Below are 15,723 nucleotides of genomic sequence, written 5' to 3'. Positions count from 1 at the left end.
CCGTCCGGAAGGCGGGCCGGTCGTCCTCGACCGGTGCGCGGGATGCTACTCCGCTCCACAGCCCGTCAACACCCGTTCAACACCTGTTCGAAGGGTGTCGCGAGGCCCGCGCGATGGGCCGTTCGGGCTGGACACACCCCCCTGACACTCCGAACGGCACCCCCCGGAGTGAGGGCGGGATAAGCGACCGACATAATGTCGGTCGTGGCGACAGTAACGACAGTAGATACCGGGCACGCGCACCCGTCGGTCAATCGACCGAACCTCACCAGCGTCGGAACCATCATCTGGCTGAGTTCCGAGCTGATGTTCTTCGCGGCCCTCTTCGCGATGTACTTCACCCTGCGATCGGTGACCGGTCCCGAGTTCTGGACGGAAAAGGCAGACGCCTTGAACTTCCCGTTCTCGGCGACCAACACCACGATCCTGGTGCTCTCCTCCCTCACCTGCCAGCTCGGCGTCTTCGCCGCCGAGCGCGGTGACGTGAAGAAGCTCCGGACGTGGTTCATCATCACGTTCGTGATGGGTGCGATCTTCGTCGGCGGCCAGGTCCTGGAGTACACCGAGCTGGTCAAGCACGAGGGCCTCTCGCTCTCGTCCGACCCGTACGGCACGGTGTTCTACCTGACCACCGGCTTCCACGGCCTGCACGTGACGGGCGGTCTCATCGCCTTCCTGCTGGTCCTCGGCCGGACGTACGCCGCCAAGAGGTTCACTCACGAGCAGGCAACCGCCGCCATCGTCGTGTCCTACTACTGGCACTTCGTCGATGTCGTCTGGATCGGCCTCTTCGCCACGATCTACATGATCAAGTAGTCGGCCACCGCCCGTCGCGGCGGACCGACATCCAGCAAGCATCGACGCAGAAGATCCTGACACCGGGGTAATCCGTGAAAAAGCTCTCCGCACGACGACGCCATCCGCTGGCGGCGGTCGTCGTCCTACTTCTCGCGCTGGCGGCCACGGGGGGGCTGTACGCCGCGTTCGCGCCCGCGGGCACGGCGAAGGCCGATGAAACCGCCCAGTCCCTCGCCATCGAGGAGGGCAAGAAGCTCTACTCCGTCGGCTGCGCCAGCTGCCACGGAACCGGCGGTCAGGGCACCACTGACGGCCCGTCCCTCGTCGGCGTGGGCTCCGCCTCCGTGGACTTCCAGGTCGGCACCGGCCGCATGCCGGCGCAGCAGCCGGGCGCCCAGGTCCCGAAGAAGAAGGTCATCTACACGCAGGCCGAGATCGACCAGCTCGCGGCGTACGTGGCCTCCCTCGGAGCCGGCCCGATCACGCCGAAGGAAGGCCAGTACGACCCGGCGGGTGCCGACGTCGCCAAGGGTGGCGAACTGTTCCGCACCAACTGCGCGCAGTGCCACAACTTCACCGGTGAGGGCGGCGCCCTGACCCACGGCAAGTACGCCCCGACCCTCGAGGGCGTCAGCCCGAAGCATCTCTACGAGGCCATGCAGACCGGCCCGCAGAACATGCCTTCCTTCCCGGACACGACCATGCCGGAGAAGGAGAAGAAGGACATCATCGCGTACGTCCAGGCCGTCAACGGCGAGAAGACCGTCAGCCCGGGCGGCCTCTCGCTCGGTGGCCTCGGCCCCGTCTCCGAGGGCCTGTTCGCCTGGGTCTTCGGTCTGGGCGGGCTGATCGCAGTTGCCATCTGGGTCGCGGCCCACACCGCTAAGGCCAAGAAGTCATGAGTAGCCAAGAGATTCCAGAAGAGAACCTGCCGGCAGGGCAGGACACCGCGCACGGCGCGGTGAAGGTCGCGGACAACCCGTTCGTCGACCCGGGCCTTCCGCCCCACAAGCCGCGCATCCAGGACATCGACGAGCGGGCCGCCCGTCGGTCCGAGCGCGCGGTCGCCTTCATGTTCGTGCTGTCGATGCTGGCCACCGTCGGCTTCATCGCCTCGTACGTGATCTTCCCGGTCGACAAGAACGTGTACATCTGGCCCTTCGGCCACGTGTCCGCGCTCAACTTCGCGCTCGGCTGGACGCTCGGTCTCGCCCTCTTCTTCATCGGCGCGGGCGCGGTCCACTGGGCCCGCACCCTGATGTCCGACGTCGAGATCGCGGACGAGCGCCACCCGATGGCGGCGACCCCCGAGGTCAAGGCGAAGGTCATGGCGGACTTCGCGGCCGGCGCCGCCGAGTCCGGCTTCGGCCGCCGCAAGCTCATCCGCAACACCATGTTCGGCGCGCTGGCCCTGGTGCCGCTCTCCGGCGTCGTGCTGCTGCGTGACATGGGCCCGCTGCCCGAGAAGAAGCTCCGGACCACGCTGTGGGCCAAGGGCAAGCTGCTCATCAACATGAACACGCACGAGCCGCTGCGTCCCGAGGACGTGGCCGTCGGCTCGCTGACCTTCGCGATGCCCGAGGGCCTCTCGGAGCACGACCACCACTTCCAGGTCGAGATCGCCAAGGCCGCCCTGATGATCGTCCGGATCCAGCCGGAGGACATCAAGGACAAGCGCGAGCTCGAGTGGTCGCACGACGGCATCGTCGCCTTCTCGAAGATCTGCACCCACGTCGGCTGCCCGATCTCGCTGTACGAGCAGCAGACCCACCACGTGCTCTGCCCGTGCCACCAGTCCACCTTCGACCTGTCCGACGGCGCCCGAGTCATCTTCGGCCCGGCCGGTCACGCCCTCCCGCAGCTGCGGATCGGCGTGAACGACGAGGGCTTCCTCGAAGCGCACGGCGACTTCGACGAGCCCGTCGGTCCCTCTTTCTGGGAGCGCGGATGAGCACTGTGACCAACACGGAGAAGAAGGCGCCCGCCGGTGAGCGGATCGCCGACTGGGCCGACGGTCGCCTGGGGATCTACACGCTGGCCAAGGCCAACATGCGGAAGATCTTCCCGGACCACTGGTCCTTCATGCTGGGCGAGATCTGCCTCTACAGCTTCCTCATCATCATCCTGACGGGCGTCTACCTGACGCTGTTCTTCCACCCGTCGATGAACGAGGTGGAGTACGCCGGACCGTACGTCCCGCTCCAGGGACAGCTGATGTCCGAGGCGTTCAACTCGACCATGCACATCTCCTTCGAGGTGCGCGGTGGCCTGCTCATCCGGCAGATCCACCACTGGGCGGCGCTGATCTTCCTCGCCGGCATGTTCGTGCACATGATGCGCGTCTTCTTCACGGGCGCCTTCCGCAAGCCGCGTGAGATCAACTGGCTGTTCGGCTTCCTGCTGTTCTTCCTGGGCATGTTCACCGGCTTCACCGGCTACTCGCTCCCGGACGACCTGCTCTCCGGCACCGGTGTCCGCTTCATGCAGGGCGCGATCCTGTCGGTGCCGATCGTCGGCACCTACCTGTCGATGTTCCTCTTCGGCGGCGAGTTCCCCGGCGGCGACTTCGTGGCCCGGTTCTACTCGGCGCACGTGCTGCTGCTCCCCGGCATCATGCTGGGCCTGGTGGTCGCGCACCTGATCCTGGTGTTCGTCCACAAGCACACGCACTTCGAGGGCCCCGGCCGGACGAACAAGAACGTCGTCGGCATGCCGCTGCTCCCCGTGTACATGGCGAAGGCCGGAGGCTTCTTCTTCCTGGTCTTCGGTGTGATCACGGTCATCGCGGCGGTCGCCTCGATCAACCCGATCTGGGCCCTCGGCCCGTACCGGCCGGACCAGGTGTCCACCGGCGCCCAGCCCGACTGGTACATGGGCTTCGCCGAGGGTCTGATCCGTGTCATGCCGGGCTGGGAGATCAACCTCTGGGGCCACACGCTCGTCCTGGGCGTGTTCATCCCGCTGGTGATCTTCCCGCTGGTCCTCGCGGCGATCGCGGTCTACCCGTTCATCGAGTCCTGGATCACCGGCGACAAGCGCGAGCACCACATCGCGCAGCGCCCGCGCAACGCTCCGACGCGCACCGCCTTCGGTGTCGCCTGGATCACCGCGTACATGATCATGCTCGTGGGTGGTGGAAACGACCTCTGGGCGACCCACTTCCACCTGTCGATCAACTCGATCACCTGGTTCGTGCGGATCTTCTTCTTCGCCGGCCCGGTCATCGCGTTCGTCATCACCAAGCGGATCTGCCTCGGCCTCCAGCGCCGCGACAAGGACAAGGTGCTGCACGGGCGCGAGTCCGGCATCATCAAGCGCCTGCCGCACGGTGAGTTCGTCGAGATCCACGAGCCGCTCAGCCAGGGCGAGCTGTACAAGCTCACCGCGCACGAGCAGTACCAGCCCGCCGAGCTGCCGCCGGCCGTCGACGAGAACGGCGTGGAGCGGAAGGTCGGCGCGGTCGAGAAGCTCCGGGTCAAGCTCAACAAGGGCTACTACGGCGACGACAACCAGGTCGCCAAGCCCACCCTCGACGAGTACAAGGAGATCCAGAGCGGCCACGGCCACCACTGAGACCTCCTGACCTCCTGAGCAGGTCGCCACGGCGAGAGCCCCGTCCATTCGATGGACGGGGCTCTTTGCCGTACCCGCGGATCGATAGGCTGGACCCCGTATCCGACGCACGATCATCAGGAGCTGCCATGAGCGCTGTGACCCCCGCTGGAGGACCGACCACGGCGGGCCGCTCCTGGCCCGTCCTCCTGAACGGCCTCCTGGAGGGGAAGGACCTCTCCGCCGACGACACCGCCTGGGCGATGGACCTCATCATGAGCGGTGAGGCGACCGACGCCCAGATCGCCGGCTTCATGGTGGCGCTCCGGGCCAAGGGCGAGACCGTCGAGGAGATCAGCGGACTCGTCCGGACGATGTACGCCCACGCCAACACGATCGAGGTGGCCGGACCGGCCGTCGACATCGTCGGCACCGGCGGCGACGGCGCCAAGACCGTCAACATCTCCACGATGGCCTCGATCGTCGTCGCCGGCACCGGCACCCGGGTCGTCAAGCACGGCAACCGCGCCGCGTCCTCCGCCTCCGGCTCCTCCGACGTCCTGGAGAAGCTCGGCATCAACCTCGGCCTCACCCCGCAGCGGGTGGCCGAGGTCGCCGAGGAGGCCGGCATCACCATCTGCTTCGCCGTGAGGTTCCACCCCTCGCTGCGGCACGTCGCCGCCGCCCGCGGCCAGCTCGGCATCCGCACCACCTTCAACGTGCTCGGCCCGCTCACCAACCCGGCCCGGGTGAAGGCCCAGGCCGTCGGCGTCGCCGACCCCCGGATGGCGCCGATCGTCGCCGGGGTCTTCGCCGAGCGCGGCAACTCGGCGCTGGTCTTCCGCGGCGACGACGGCCTCGACGAGCTGACCATCACCGGCACCTCCCGGGTCTGGGTGGTCCGGGACGGCGCGGTGCGCGAGGAGGTCTTCGACCCGAAGGACGTCGGCCTCGACTACGCGCCCCTGGAGGCCCTGCGCGGCGCCGACGCCTCGTACAACGCCGACGTCGCCCGCCGCGTCCTCGCCGGCGAGACCGGGCCGGTACGCGACGCGGTGCTGCTCAACGCGGCGGCGGCGCTCACCGCGCTGGAGCCCGGCGAGGGCACCCTCGCGGAGCAGCTGCGCGCCGGCATGGCACGGGCCGCCGAGTCCGTCGACTCCGGCGCCGCCCGCGCGGCCCTCGACCGCTGGATCACCGCCAGCAACGCCTGAAGGACCGCCGCGCGGTCCGCGAGACACCCGTCCCGGAATACGGACGGGGTTGCGCGGACCGCGAGCGGTGGCATACGTTCGGCAACAGGTCATGAGTGACAGCCCTCAAGCCCCGGCTGGCTGTCCGGCAACCCTCCGTCCGTGGCGGGGTGCCCCGGGTGAAGACCAGGCCGTGGACAGCAAGGTCCTCGGCAAGCGCGGACCCCTGCGCCATCCCTGGGGTCCTGGTCCTCGAGGGAGCGGTCTCGTGAGCAAGCGAATGCGATAGGGCCTTCGGCCCCTCTTCCCCTCCGTGCGGCACCTTTCTCGTCGCATGTCGAGGCACCACCCGTACGCGACCGGCCCCTCGTGCCGTCCTGCGGGCTTTCACGCCACTCGCCCCGCCCTCCCGGGAGACTCCGCCATGTCCGCACGCCCGAACGCCGCCGTCACCGCCCCCTCCGCCGTCACCGCCGCCGACTCCGCCGACGCCTGCTGCACCGGCCCGCTGGCCGTCCTCGGCCGCGACGTCACCGTCCCGCTCGTCACCGGTGGCGAGGTGACCTACGCGGCCCTCGACTACGCCGCCAGCGCCCCCGCCCTCCAGCGGGTCTGGGACGACGTCGCCGCCTACGCCCCGTACTACGGCAGCGTCCACCGCGGCGCCGGGTACCTCTCCCAGCTCTCCACCGACCTCTTCGAGCAGAGCCGCGTCACCGTCGCCGAGTTCCTCGACTGCCGGGAGGACGACCAGGTCGTCTTCACCCGCTCCACCACCGACTCGCTCAACCTCCTCGCCCAGGTGGTCCCCGCCGACTGCCAGGTCTTCGTCTTCGAGACCGAGCACCACGCCTCCCTGCTGCCCTGGCGCGACGCGCAGGTCACCTACCTCAACGCCCCCCGCACCCCCGCGCAGGCCGTCGAGACCCTGGAGCGCGCCCTCGCCGACCGCGACCCGCACGGCCCGGCGCTGGTGTGCGTCACCGGCGCGTCGAACGTCACCGGCGAGCTGTGGCCGGTCCGCGAACTGGCCGCCGCCGCCCACGCGCACGGCGCCCGGATCGTCCTCGACGCCGCCCAGCTCGCCCCGCACCACCCGGTCTCCGTGCGTGAACTGGACGTGGACTGGGTCGCCTTCTCCGGGCACAAGCTCTACGCGCCCTTCGGCTCCGGCGTCCTCGCCGGCCGCGCCGACTGGCTCCGGGCCGCCGAGCCGTACCTGGCCGGCGGCGGCGCCTCCCGCACCGTGGCCCGCCGGGCCGACGGCGGCGTGGACGTCGAGTGGCACACCACCGCGGCCCGCCACGAGGCCGGCTCCCCGAACGTCATCGGCGTCTACTCCATCGCCTCCGCCTGCAAGGCGCTGACCGAGGCGGGCTTCGACACCCTCGTCGCCCGCGAGCGGCACCTCATCGACACCGTCCGCGCCGGGCTCGCCGAGGTGCCCGAGGTCCGCGTCCTCTCGCTCTTCGGCGACGACGCGCCCCGGGTCGGCGTCATCTCCTTCGTCGTCGACGGCTGGAACAGCTCCCACTTCGCCGCCGCCCTCTCCGCCGAGTACGGCATCGGCGTCCGCGACGGCCTCTTCTGCGCCCACCCGCTCGTCCGCACCCTGCTCGGTTCCGACGCCCAGGACCCGGGCGAGTGCGGCGCCCCGGAGCCGGCCGCCCCCGGCGAGAGGTCGCTGAACGCCATCCGCGTCAGCTTCGGCGCCGGCACCCCGGACGAGCACGTCGAGCGGTTCGTCGGCGCCGTGAAGGAGCTCGTCCGCGACGGCGCCCAGTGGAAGTACCGCACCGAGGACGGCCGCTGCGTGCCCGACCGCGGCTGAGCTGCGGCGGTCAGGCCGCGAGCCGGGTGCCGACCAGCACCATCCGCAGGGCCCGCTCGGCCGCGTCGGCGAGGAACTCGGCGCCCCGGTCGAGGGCTTCGGGCAGCGCCATCGGCGCGGGCAGGATCGAGCCGTAGGCGTCGACCCCGACCGCCCGCACCTCGTGGGCGCCCTGTCCGAGCGTCCCGGCCAGCGCCAGGACCGGCACCCCGTGGGCCTTGGCCCGGCGCGCCACCTCCGCCGGGACCTTGCCCCGCACGGTCTGCCCGTCCAGCGCGCCCTCCGCGGTGATCACCAGATCGGCGCGGGCCAGCCGGGCGTCCAGGTCGACGTGGTCGAGCAGCACCTCGAAGCGGGGGAGCAGCCGGGCGCCGAGCGCGGCGAGTCCGGCGCCGAGCCCGCCCGAGGCGCCCGACCCCGGGGCCGTACCGAGCCCGGCGGGCGCGCCCAGGTCCCGTACGAGCAGGGCGGCCCAGCGGTCCAGGGCCGCCGCCAGCTCCTCGACCCGCTCCGGGCCCGCGCCCTTCTGCGGGCCGAAGACCCGGGCCACGCCCCGCTCGCCGCGGAGCACGTTGTACGGATTGCAGGCCACGAGCAGCTCGGTGCCGGCGAGCCTCGGATCGAGCCCGGTCGGGTCGATCCGGTCCAGGCGGTTCAACGCGGCACCCCCGAAGGGGAGTTCGGCTCCCTCGGCGTCCAGGAGCCGGACGCCGAGGGCCTGGAGCGCTCCCGCCCCGCCGTCCGAGGTGCCGGAGTCGCCGCAGCCGACGAGGACGCGGCGGGCCCCGGTGTCCAGCGCCGCCCGGACCAGTTCGCCCACCCCGTACGTCGTGGTGGACCCCGGGTCGCGGCGGTCGGCCGGCACCAGGGAGAGGCCCGCGACGGCCGCCATCTCGACCACCGCGGAGGAGTGGTCGAGGAGCGCGAAGTGGGTGCGGACCGGGGAGCCGACGGGTCCGGTCGCGATCCGGGGCAGCAGCCTGCCCCCGGTCGCGGCCGCCAGCGCCCGGGCGGTGCCCTCGCCGCCGTCGACCAGCGGGATCAGGTCGACGACGGCGTCCGGGCGGACCCGGCGCAACCCCTCGGCGATGGCTTCGGCGGCCTCGGGGGCGGACAGGGACTCCTTGAAACCGCTGGGGGCGACGGCGATGTGAAGGCTCACGGCTGGGACTCCAGAAGGACGGGCACGCCGAGCAGCGGCCAGACGAAGAGGGCGAAGAGCAGCACCAGGGCGGCGTTGAGCGGGGCGAGCACGGCGGAGAGCCGCAGCAGGTCGCGGGGGGCGAAGGTGGGGACGCCGTCCGGTGGTTCGGCGAAGAGGGCGACCGGCTTCGCGGAGGCCGGCAGCGTGTGGCAGAAGCCGGCCGCGGCCGTGGAGGCGAGCGCCGCGGCCACCGGATCGACCCCCGCGCCGACCGCCGCGGCCACGACCAGCGGCACCAGGACGGAGGAGCGGGCCGAGCGGGACTGGAGCACCAGATGGGCGGCGGTGCTCACGGCGACGACCACGGCGAGGAAGGCCCACGGGGGCACCCCGCCCGGCAACCCGCCGACCAGCCAGCCGGCCGCGCCGGAGTCGACCAGGGCGACGCCCATCGCGGTGGTCGCCGCCATGAAGAGCAGCATCGGCCAGGGCACCGATCGCAGCCCGTCCTTCATCCGGACGGTGCCGAGCGCGGGGGAGGAGGCCACCACCGCGCCGATCAGCGCGACGACGGCGGGGGAGACCCCGTGCAGCGGCTCGGCGCACCAGAGCACCACGACCGTGCAGAGCAGCAGGAGGCAGCGCTGCTCGGGCGGGGAGAGCGGGCCCGACACCGGGGTGGCGGAGTGCTCCTGGAGCGCGCCGAGGGTGATCCGTACGGGACCGCGCCGGTCCTCGCGCCGGGTGGTGGTGAGCAGCACCGCCTCCGCCGCGAGATGGGAGGAGACCACCGCGAGCGGCAGGCCGAGGACCAGCCAGCGGGCGAAGCCGATGGACTCGCCGGTCTGTTCCAGGAGCACCCCGACTGTGATGAGGTGGGCGCCGGCTCCGATCAGGGTGGCGACGGCCGACAGCAGGATGACGGTGGGGAAGAGCAGGGCCAGCATCACCACGAGCCGGCGCCGCTCGGCGAGGGAGCGGGCGAGGGCGAGGAAGACCGGCAGGGCCAGCGCGGCCCGCCCCGAGGTGGCCGGGACGGCGAAGGCGGTGACGACCAGCGCGGCGGTGGTGAGGTGGACCAGCTGGCGTACGGACCGGGCCCCGGTGACGAGGAAGGCGGCCGCGCGGCCCGCGAGCCCGGTCCGGGTCACCGCGGCGGCGAGGACGAAGGCGCAGATCAGCAGCCAGACGGTGGCGTCGCCGAGGGTGGCGAAGAGGGCGTCGGCGCTGAGCACCCCGGTGACGGTGAGGGCGAGTCCGGCGCCCAGCGCGACATAGGTGTCGTCGACCGGGGCGGCGATCCAGGCGCAGGTCGCGAGGGCGAAGACGGCCAGGGTCAGCCGCGCCTCGCCGCCCAGACCGGGGGCGGTGCCGGGGACGGCGAGCACCGCGCAGGCGCTGAGCGCGAGGCAGAGCCACACCGTCTGTTGGAGGGAGAGGTTCACGTGAACCACCCTCGGGGCGGCCGGTGAGCCGTCGATGAGCCCTCCATGAAGGAAGGTTCATGCACCCGCCGAGCACCCTGCCGTACACCCCGCCGAGCATCCTGCCGTACACCGCCGAGCATCCTGCCGTACCCCGCCGAGCATCCTGCCGTACCCCGCCGAGCACCCGTCACACCCCGGCCGGGTTCGCCACGCCCTCCGGCCGGGTTCGCCACGCCCTCCGGCCGGCTCCCGTCACGCGCCCCCGGCCGGATCGTCACGGCATGCGGTACCCCATGCCCCGGACCGTCTCGAGCCGCTGCGCGCCCAGCTTCTTCCGCAGCGCCCGGACGTAGACGTCCACGATGTTGGAGCCGGGGTCGAAGTCGTACCCCCATACGTGGGAGAGGATCTGCTCCCGGGAGAGCACCTGCCCGGGGTGGCGCAGGAAGAGCTCCAGGAGCACGAACTCACGGGCGGTCAGGTCCACCGTCCGGTCTCCGGAGCGGGCCCGCCGGGTGCGCAGGTCGAGGCTGAGGTCGCCGCTGCGGAGCACGGTCACCTCGGGGGCGCGGGCGGCGGTGCGCAGCCGCAGCCGGATCCGGGCGAGCAGTTCCTCGAAGCGGAAGGGCTTGGTCATCCAGTCGTCGGCGCCGCCCTCCAGGCCGGCCACGGTGTCCCGGACCGAGTCGCGGGCGGTCAGGACGAGGACGGGCAGGGTCACCCGGGCCTCGCGCAGCTCCCGCAGGACGGTGAAGCCGTCCCGTCCGGGCAGTCCGATGTCCAGCACCATCAGGTCGAAGCCTCCGGTGAGCGCCCAGGCGAGCGCGGTGTCGCCGTCGGCGGCGACGGAGGTGGTGAAGCCGTTGGCGCGGAGGCCCTTCTCCACGAAGGAGGCGATGCGCTCCTCGTCCTCGGCGATCAGGACGCGGTTCATGGTGTCTCCTCTGACAGCACCGAGGACTCACTCCTCGAAGACAAGTACGAAGGTGGCGCCGCCGCCTTCGGTCGGGCGCAGTTCGACGGAGCCGCCCCGGTGCCCCTCGGCGATCGCCCGGACGATCGCGAGCCCGAGCCCGGCGCCGCTGGTGCGGGCCCCGCGCCGGGCGGTGCCCCGCCGGAACCGCTCGAAGATCACGGAGGCGTCCGCCTCCTGCACCCCCGGGCCCCGGTCCGCGACGTACAGCTCGATCCGCCCGGCGCCGGTCCGCGAGCCGATCGCGATCCGCGCGCCCGGCACGGTGTGCTGGACCGCGTTCTGCGCCAGCTGCACCATCGCCTGGGTGATCCGCTGGGCGTCGAGCGACGCCTCCCGGTCGGCCACCCCGTCGAGCACCCAGTCGCGCTCGCCCAGCGCCCGGGCCTTCACGAAGACGTCGGCGGTCAGCTCGGCCAGCTGCACCGGCTCGGTCCGCACGAAGTCGGGCCGCTCGGCCTTGGCGAGCAGCAGCAGGTCCTCCACGATCCGGCTCATCCGGTCCAGCTCGTCGGTGACGAGGCGGACGGTCTCGGCCCGCTCGGCCGGATCGTCGCCCATCAGCTCCAGGTGCCCGCGGACGATGGTGATCGGGGTCCGCAGCTCGTGCCCGGCGTCGTCCACGAACTGCCGCTGGCCCGCGAAGGCCTGTTCCAGCCGGTCGAGCATCGCGTTGAAGGTCTCGGCGAGCGCGGCGATGTCGTCCTTGCCCTGCACCGGGATCCGCTGGGTGAGATCCCGCTCGGTCAGCTCGGCGGCGGTCGTCCGCACCACCCGTACGGGAGCGAGGATCCGGCCCGCGACCACCCAGCCGATGCCGGTGGTCAGCAGCAGCGCCACCCCGGAGATGGCGAGCAGGATGCGGAACGCCTCGTCGGCGATGGCCTGCTGACGGTCGGCGTGGAAGGCGACGACGAAGGCGGACGGCGGCCCGCCGGTCTCGATCGGCACCTTCGCCCACCGCACCTCGCCCTGCTCGCGTTCGATCCGGCCCGAGGGCTCGGGGGCGGCGGCGATGGCGTCGAGGGCGGGCCGGTCGAGGTGGAGCGGGAGGGCGCTCGGTATGTCACGGGACTGCCGGACGACCCTCGGGCCGGGGCCGCCGGTGCCGACCAGCCCGAGGAGTTCCTCGTCCGGGTCGGAGTACTGGCGCTGGAGGAAGACCCGCAGCAGCGCCTCGGGGTCGGTGAAGCTCCGGCCGGTCGCCGGGTCGACGCCCTGGGTCACGAAGGTGGCGAACTCCCCGGTCTCCTGGGTGAGCAGCTGGTTGATGCGGTGGTCGGCGTCCCGCAGCAGCAGGGTGCGGGTGACCACGGCGACCGCGGCCAGCGCGACCGCCATGACGAGCAGCAGCCACAGCAGGATGCGGACGCGGGCGGAGAGGCGGTGTTCGGTGCGCTTCACTCGTGATCGTCATCGTCGTCGTCGCCCGTGGTGGAGGGGCCGGGCACGACGGAGTCGGAGGGCGGCGGCGTCGAGCCGGCCGACGAGGCCGGCGGCGTCGACGGCGTAGACGGGGAGGTGGGGGCCGTCGGCGCGGTGCCGGTGGGGGACGGCGTGGCGGACCCGGTGGGGGGCGGGGTGGTGGAGAGGTGCACGGCGGGCGGGACCCGCGGCGCCGCCGGTTCGTCGGTCAGCGCGTAGCTGGTCGCGGCGATGCCGAGCGGGACGGCGACCACGGCGACGAGTCCGGCCATGCGGTGGGTGAAGGACATGGCGCCAGGGTGGGGCGGGAAGGCGCGCCCCAGGATGAAGCCCGGATGAGGATTCCTTCATCCGGGCGTCACGGCGGCACGGGGTCCAGGATCAGGACTCCAGGCCGATGGCGAAGGCCGCTTCCAGGTCGTGCTGCGAGTAGGTGCGGAAGGCGACGTGCGTGTCGGTGCCCTCGACGCCCGGGATCTTGCTGATCCGGCCGGGGATGACCTCGGCCAGGTCGTCGTGACGCGGCACCCGGACCATCGCGATGAGGTCGTACGTACCGGTCACCGAGAAGACCTCGCTGACGTTGTCGAGCGCGGCGATCGACTCCGCGATCTCGGGGATGCGGTCCACGCTGGTCTTGATGAGGACGATCGCGGTGATCACGGCTGGCTGTCTCCCTCGGTCGCCGCTGCTGGGGTTTTCACTCTATCCCCACCCCGGAACCGCACCCAGGCGTAGAGGAAGCCGGCCGCGAAGCCCACCACGTGGGCCAGATAGGCGACCCCCGGGCCCGCGCCCGCCGCGCGCGCGGCCAGCCACTGGAGCGTGAACCAGAAGACGAGCACCGCCCAGGCCGGGAAGCGCAGCGGCAGGAAGAAGAGGAAGGGGAAGAGGCTGGTCACCCGGGAGCGGGGGAAGAGGAAGAGGAAGGCCCCGAGCACCGCGGAGATCGCCCCCGAGGCCCCGACCAGCGTCTGCTCGCTGTCCGCGTGCGCGATCGCGTAGCCCGACAGGGCGATGTAGCCGGTGCCCAGATAGAAGAGGGCGAACTCGACGTGACCCATCCGCTCCTCGGCCATCGCCCCGAAGACCCACAGGAAGAGCATGTTGCCGAGCAGGTGGAGCCAGCCGCCGTGCACGAAGAGGGCGGTGAAGGGGGTGAGCAGCGCGCCCGGGTCTCCCCGTGTCAGCTCGGCCGGCACCACGCCCCACCGCCGGAAGTACGCGCTCTGCGCCGCCAGCACCTCGTCGCCGGTCCCGTGCGCCGGGTTGAGTCCGGAGACCGGGCTGACGAGGAAGAGGAGACAGCAGGCGGCGATCAGCCCGTAGGTCACCGCGGGTCCGGTACGGACGCCCTGGTACGCGCCCAGGGCCGTGGCTCGCCAGTCGATCATGGACAGATCATGACCCAGAAGGGACGAAGTGGACAGAGTGCCTCGCCGGGCCGGGCGGCCTCCGGTGAGGCCGTAGGGTTACGGGATCGAGCACCGCAGTCCGACGGCGCACCGCGGCTCCCGCACCTGGTTCCACCACGACAGGAAGAAGGACGGCAACGATGACGACGGTTCCCCTGCCGACCGCCGAGACCCGCTGGCGCTGCACCCTCTGCGGCAATCTGACCCGCTTCGACGTGACGCGCTCCTCCAAGGTCGTGGAGTACGTCCATCTGGACCTGGCCGGCGAGCCCAAGGTCGAGGAGCGCGAGGTGCTCAGTGAGACCATCGAGTCGGTCCGCTGCCGCTGGTGCAACGCGGTGGACCAGATCGAACTGGTGGACAAGCCGGGCGTCGAGTCCTGACGGACGGCGCCGACGACAGTAGGGGTGACGGATCGTGGAGCAGCCCGCGCACGGTGACGAACCGGCCGGCGCGGCAGGTGACGCTGCCGAGGCGCTCGACCACCCCCTGCCGGAGGGGGTACGGCGGCGGGTGATCGCGCTGGTCGCCGACGCCTTCGGCGGCCTCACCGTCGCCGAGCTGCCCGCCCCCCTGCGCCAGTACGCCCGCTTCACCGCCAGCCGGCGCGCCAAGTTCGCGGGCAACGCGATGGCCGCGGCCCTGGAGAGCGACCCGCTCTTCCGGCAGCGGATCGGCGAACGCCTCAAGCAGGCCCAGCCGGAGCTGGCCGCGGCCGTCGAGACCGGCACCCCGCCCGCCGCCGCCGACCCTGTCGACGTGGCCGCGGCGGCGTACGTGCTCCGCCCCGCGGGCTGGGCCAAGCTGGTGGCCGCCGCCGGCGAGGAGGTCCAGCGGGCCGACGCCGAACGCGCCGACGAGGCGGGCCGGCGCGAGGTCGAGCGGCTCCGCGAGGAGCTGGCCGCCGCCCGCGAGCGGACCCGGGGAGAGACGGAGCAGCTCCGGCACGACCTGGAGGCCGCCCGCAAGGAAGCCGAATCGCTTCACCGCAAGCTGCGCGGGGCCCAGAGCGACGTGAAGCGCGGCGAGGCCGCGCTGCGCCGCACCCACGCCGAGATCGAGGCCGCGCGCGCCGAGGCGGCGGCCCAGGTGTCCGCCGCCGAGAGCGAGTCGCGGCGGCTCAAGGCCCGGCTCGGCGAGGTGGAGGCGGCCCTGGAGGCGAGCCGCCGGGCCGCCCGCGAGGGGCGCTCGGTGGAGGACATGCGGCTGCGGCTGCTCCTCGACACCGTCCTCGACGCGGCCCAGGGGCTGCGGCGCGAACTGGCCCTGCCGCCCGCGTCGATCCACCCCGCGGACACCGTGGACGCGGTGGAGCCGGGACGGATGTCCCCGAAGGACATCGCCGCCCGCGCCCTGTCGGAGACCGATCCGGCCCTGCTGGACCAGCTGTTGGAGCTGCCGCAGGCCCATCTCGTCGTCGACGGCTACAACGTCACGAAGACCGGCTATCCGACGATGCCGCTGGAGAAGCAGCGGCTGCGGCTGCTCGGCGGGCTCTCGGCCCTCGCGGCCCGCTCGGGCGCCGAGGTCACCTGCGTCTTCGACGGGGCCGAGCTGGCCGCGCCGGTGCTCCTCGCGCCGCCGCGCGGGGTGCGGGTGCTCTTCTCCAAGCCCGGTGTGACGGCCGACGAGCTGATCCGCCAGCTGGTGCGGGCGGAGCCGCCGGGCCGGCCGGTCGTCGTGGTCTCCACCGACCGCGAGGTGGCGGACGGCGTCGCCAAGGCGGGTGCGCGGCCGGTCGCGTCGGCTCTGCTCCTCAAGCGCCTTTCGCGGCTCTCGTAACAACTCGCCCGGCTCGCAACTCTTGGGTTCTATGCCCGATTTCTGGAGGGCGCACCGTCAAGTGCCGGTCACGGGCCGTGTGATGGTGGTAAATAAAGTGGTGGGTGGGCGAGATTTTTGCCAGCGGGATTTGAACTGATCACAACTTGGTCACTAGGGTCGGGGCTCGAACCTTCGCGCGGT

At 72.0% G+C, this 15,723-nt stretch carries 14 protein-coding genes, 1 pseudogene and 1 riboswitch; of the genes and pseudogenes, 8 read left to right on the top strand and 7 right to left on the bottom strand.

The genetic code is table 11. From position 1 onward, the window contains the following. Positions 1 to 195: 195 nt before the first annotated feature. From ACF1BN_RS11215 to ACF1BN_RS11190, 6 genes are all read left to right on the top strand, one after another. Positions 196 to 816 carry a heme-copper oxidase subunit III gene (locus ACF1BN_RS11215; protein WP_189850239.1) on the top strand — a complete coding sequence of 207 codons (621 nt, stop codon included), beginning with the start codon at positions 196 to 198 and terminating at the stop codon, positions 814 to 816. A gap of 74 nt (positions 817 to 890) precedes the next feature. Beyond that, positions 891 to 1,700 (top strand): c-type cytochrome, encoded by an 810-nt coding sequence (locus ACF1BN_RS11210; RefSeq protein ID WP_392331314.1) that lies wholly within the window; start codon positions 891 to 893, stop codon positions 1,698 to 1,700. Then, positions 1,697 to 2,749 carry a Rieske 2Fe-2S domain-containing protein gene (locus ACF1BN_RS11205; protein ID WP_392331313.1) on the top strand — a complete coding sequence of 351 codons (1,053 nt, stop codon included), beginning with the start codon at positions 1,697 to 1,699 and terminating at the stop codon, positions 2,747 to 2,749. The genes ACF1BN_RS11210 and ACF1BN_RS11205 overlap by 4 nt, the downstream gene beginning before the upstream one ends. Then, positions 2,746 to 4,371, top strand: a complete 1,626-nt coding sequence (locus tag ACF1BN_RS11200; protein ID WP_392331312.1) for a cytochrome bc complex cytochrome b subunit — start codon at positions 2,746 to 2,748, stop codon at positions 4,369 to 4,371. The genes ACF1BN_RS11205 and ACF1BN_RS11200 overlap by 4 nt, the downstream gene beginning before the upstream one ends. Positions 4,372 to 4,499: 128 nt before the next feature. Further along, entirely contained in the window at positions 4,500 to 5,564 is a 1,065-nt protein-coding gene (trpD, locus tag ACF1BN_RS11195) for an anthranilate phosphoribosyltransferase (protein WP_392331311.1), read from the top strand. An 87-nt stretch (positions 5,565 to 5,651) separates the two neighbouring features. Beyond that, a riboswitch (SAM riboswitch) is annotated at positions 5,652 to 5,768 on the top strand. Positions 5,769 to 5,967: 199 nt separating this feature from the next. Beyond that, positions 5,968 to 7,374, top strand: coding sequence for an aminotransferase class V-fold PLP-dependent enzyme (locus ACF1BN_RS11190; protein ID WP_392331310.1), 1,407 nt, complete (start codon positions 5,968 to 5,970; stop codon positions 7,372 to 7,374). On the opposite strand, the pseudogene ACF1BN_RS11185 reads toward ACF1BN_RS11190, so the two are convergent. The 7 genes and pseudogenes from ACF1BN_RS11185 to ACF1BN_RS11155 all read right to left on the bottom strand — a co-directional run. Further along, a pseudogene (locus ACF1BN_RS11185) lies at positions 7,335 to 8,578 on the bottom strand (glycerate kinase); the annotation flags it as partial. The gene ACF1BN_RS11190 and the pseudogene ACF1BN_RS11185 overlap by 40 nt on opposite strands. Then, the gene (locus ACF1BN_RS11180) at positions 8,533 to 9,963 is read right to left on the bottom strand and encodes an SLC13 family permease (RefSeq protein ID WP_392331309.1); all 1,431 of its coding nucleotides are present in this window, start codon (positions 9,961 to 9,963) and stop codon (positions 8,533 to 8,535) included. The gene ACF1BN_RS11180 and the pseudogene ACF1BN_RS11185, both read right to left, overlap by 46 nt. Before the next feature lie 256 nt (positions 9,964 to 10,219). After that, on the bottom strand, positions 10,220 to 10,879 hold the full coding sequence (locus tag ACF1BN_RS11175; RefSeq protein WP_392331308.1) for a response regulator transcription factor: 660 nt from the start codon (positions 10,877 to 10,879) through the stop codon (positions 10,220 to 10,222). Positions 10,880 to 10,906: 27 nt separating this feature from the next. Further along, the gene (locus ACF1BN_RS11170; protein ID WP_392331461.1) at positions 10,907 to 12,259 is read right to left on the bottom strand and encodes a sensor histidine kinase; all 1,353 of its coding nucleotides are present in this window, start codon (positions 12,257 to 12,259) and stop codon (positions 10,907 to 10,909) included. A 59-nt stretch (positions 12,260 to 12,318) separates the two neighbouring features. After that, on the bottom strand, positions 12,319 to 12,633 hold the full coding sequence (locus ACF1BN_RS11165) for a small hydrophilic protein (protein ID WP_392331307.1): 315 nt from the start codon (positions 12,631 to 12,633) through the stop codon (positions 12,319 to 12,321). A gap of 91 nt (positions 12,634 to 12,724) precedes the next feature. Further along, positions 12,725 to 13,006, bottom strand: a complete 282-nt coding sequence (locus ACF1BN_RS11160; protein ID WP_030758121.1) for an Lrp/AsnC family transcriptional regulator — start codon at positions 13,004 to 13,006, stop codon at positions 12,725 to 12,727. Next, positions 13,003 to 13,737, bottom strand: coding sequence for a rhomboid family intramembrane serine protease (locus tag ACF1BN_RS11155; protein WP_392331306.1), 735 nt, complete (start codon positions 13,735 to 13,737; stop codon positions 13,003 to 13,005). The genes ACF1BN_RS11160 and ACF1BN_RS11155 overlap by 4 nt, the downstream gene beginning before the upstream one ends. Before the next feature lie 161 nt (positions 13,738 to 13,898). Between ACF1BN_RS11155 and ACF1BN_RS11150 the strand changes: the two genes are divergently transcribed. Continuing rightward, complete coding sequence (locus tag ACF1BN_RS11150) at positions 13,899 to 14,141, top strand: hypothetical protein (RefSeq protein ID WP_376596783.1); 243 nt, start codon at positions 13,899 to 13,901, stop codon at positions 14,139 to 14,141. A 34-nt stretch (positions 14,142 to 14,175) separates the two neighbouring features. Further along, positions 14,176 to 15,540, top strand: a complete 1,365-nt coding sequence (locus ACF1BN_RS11145; protein ID WP_392331305.1) for an NYN domain-containing protein — start codon at positions 14,176 to 14,178, stop codon at positions 15,538 to 15,540. Positions 15,541 to 15,723: the final 183 nt, after the last annotated feature.

The organism is Streptomyces sp. NPDC014861, from assembly GCF_043081625.1.
Taxonomy (GTDB): domain Bacteria; phylum Actinomycetota; class Actinomycetes; order Streptomycetales; family Streptomycetaceae; genus Streptomyces.
Note: the sequence above shows the minus strand (reverse complement) of the source record. Positions and strands in the feature narration are given on the sequence as shown.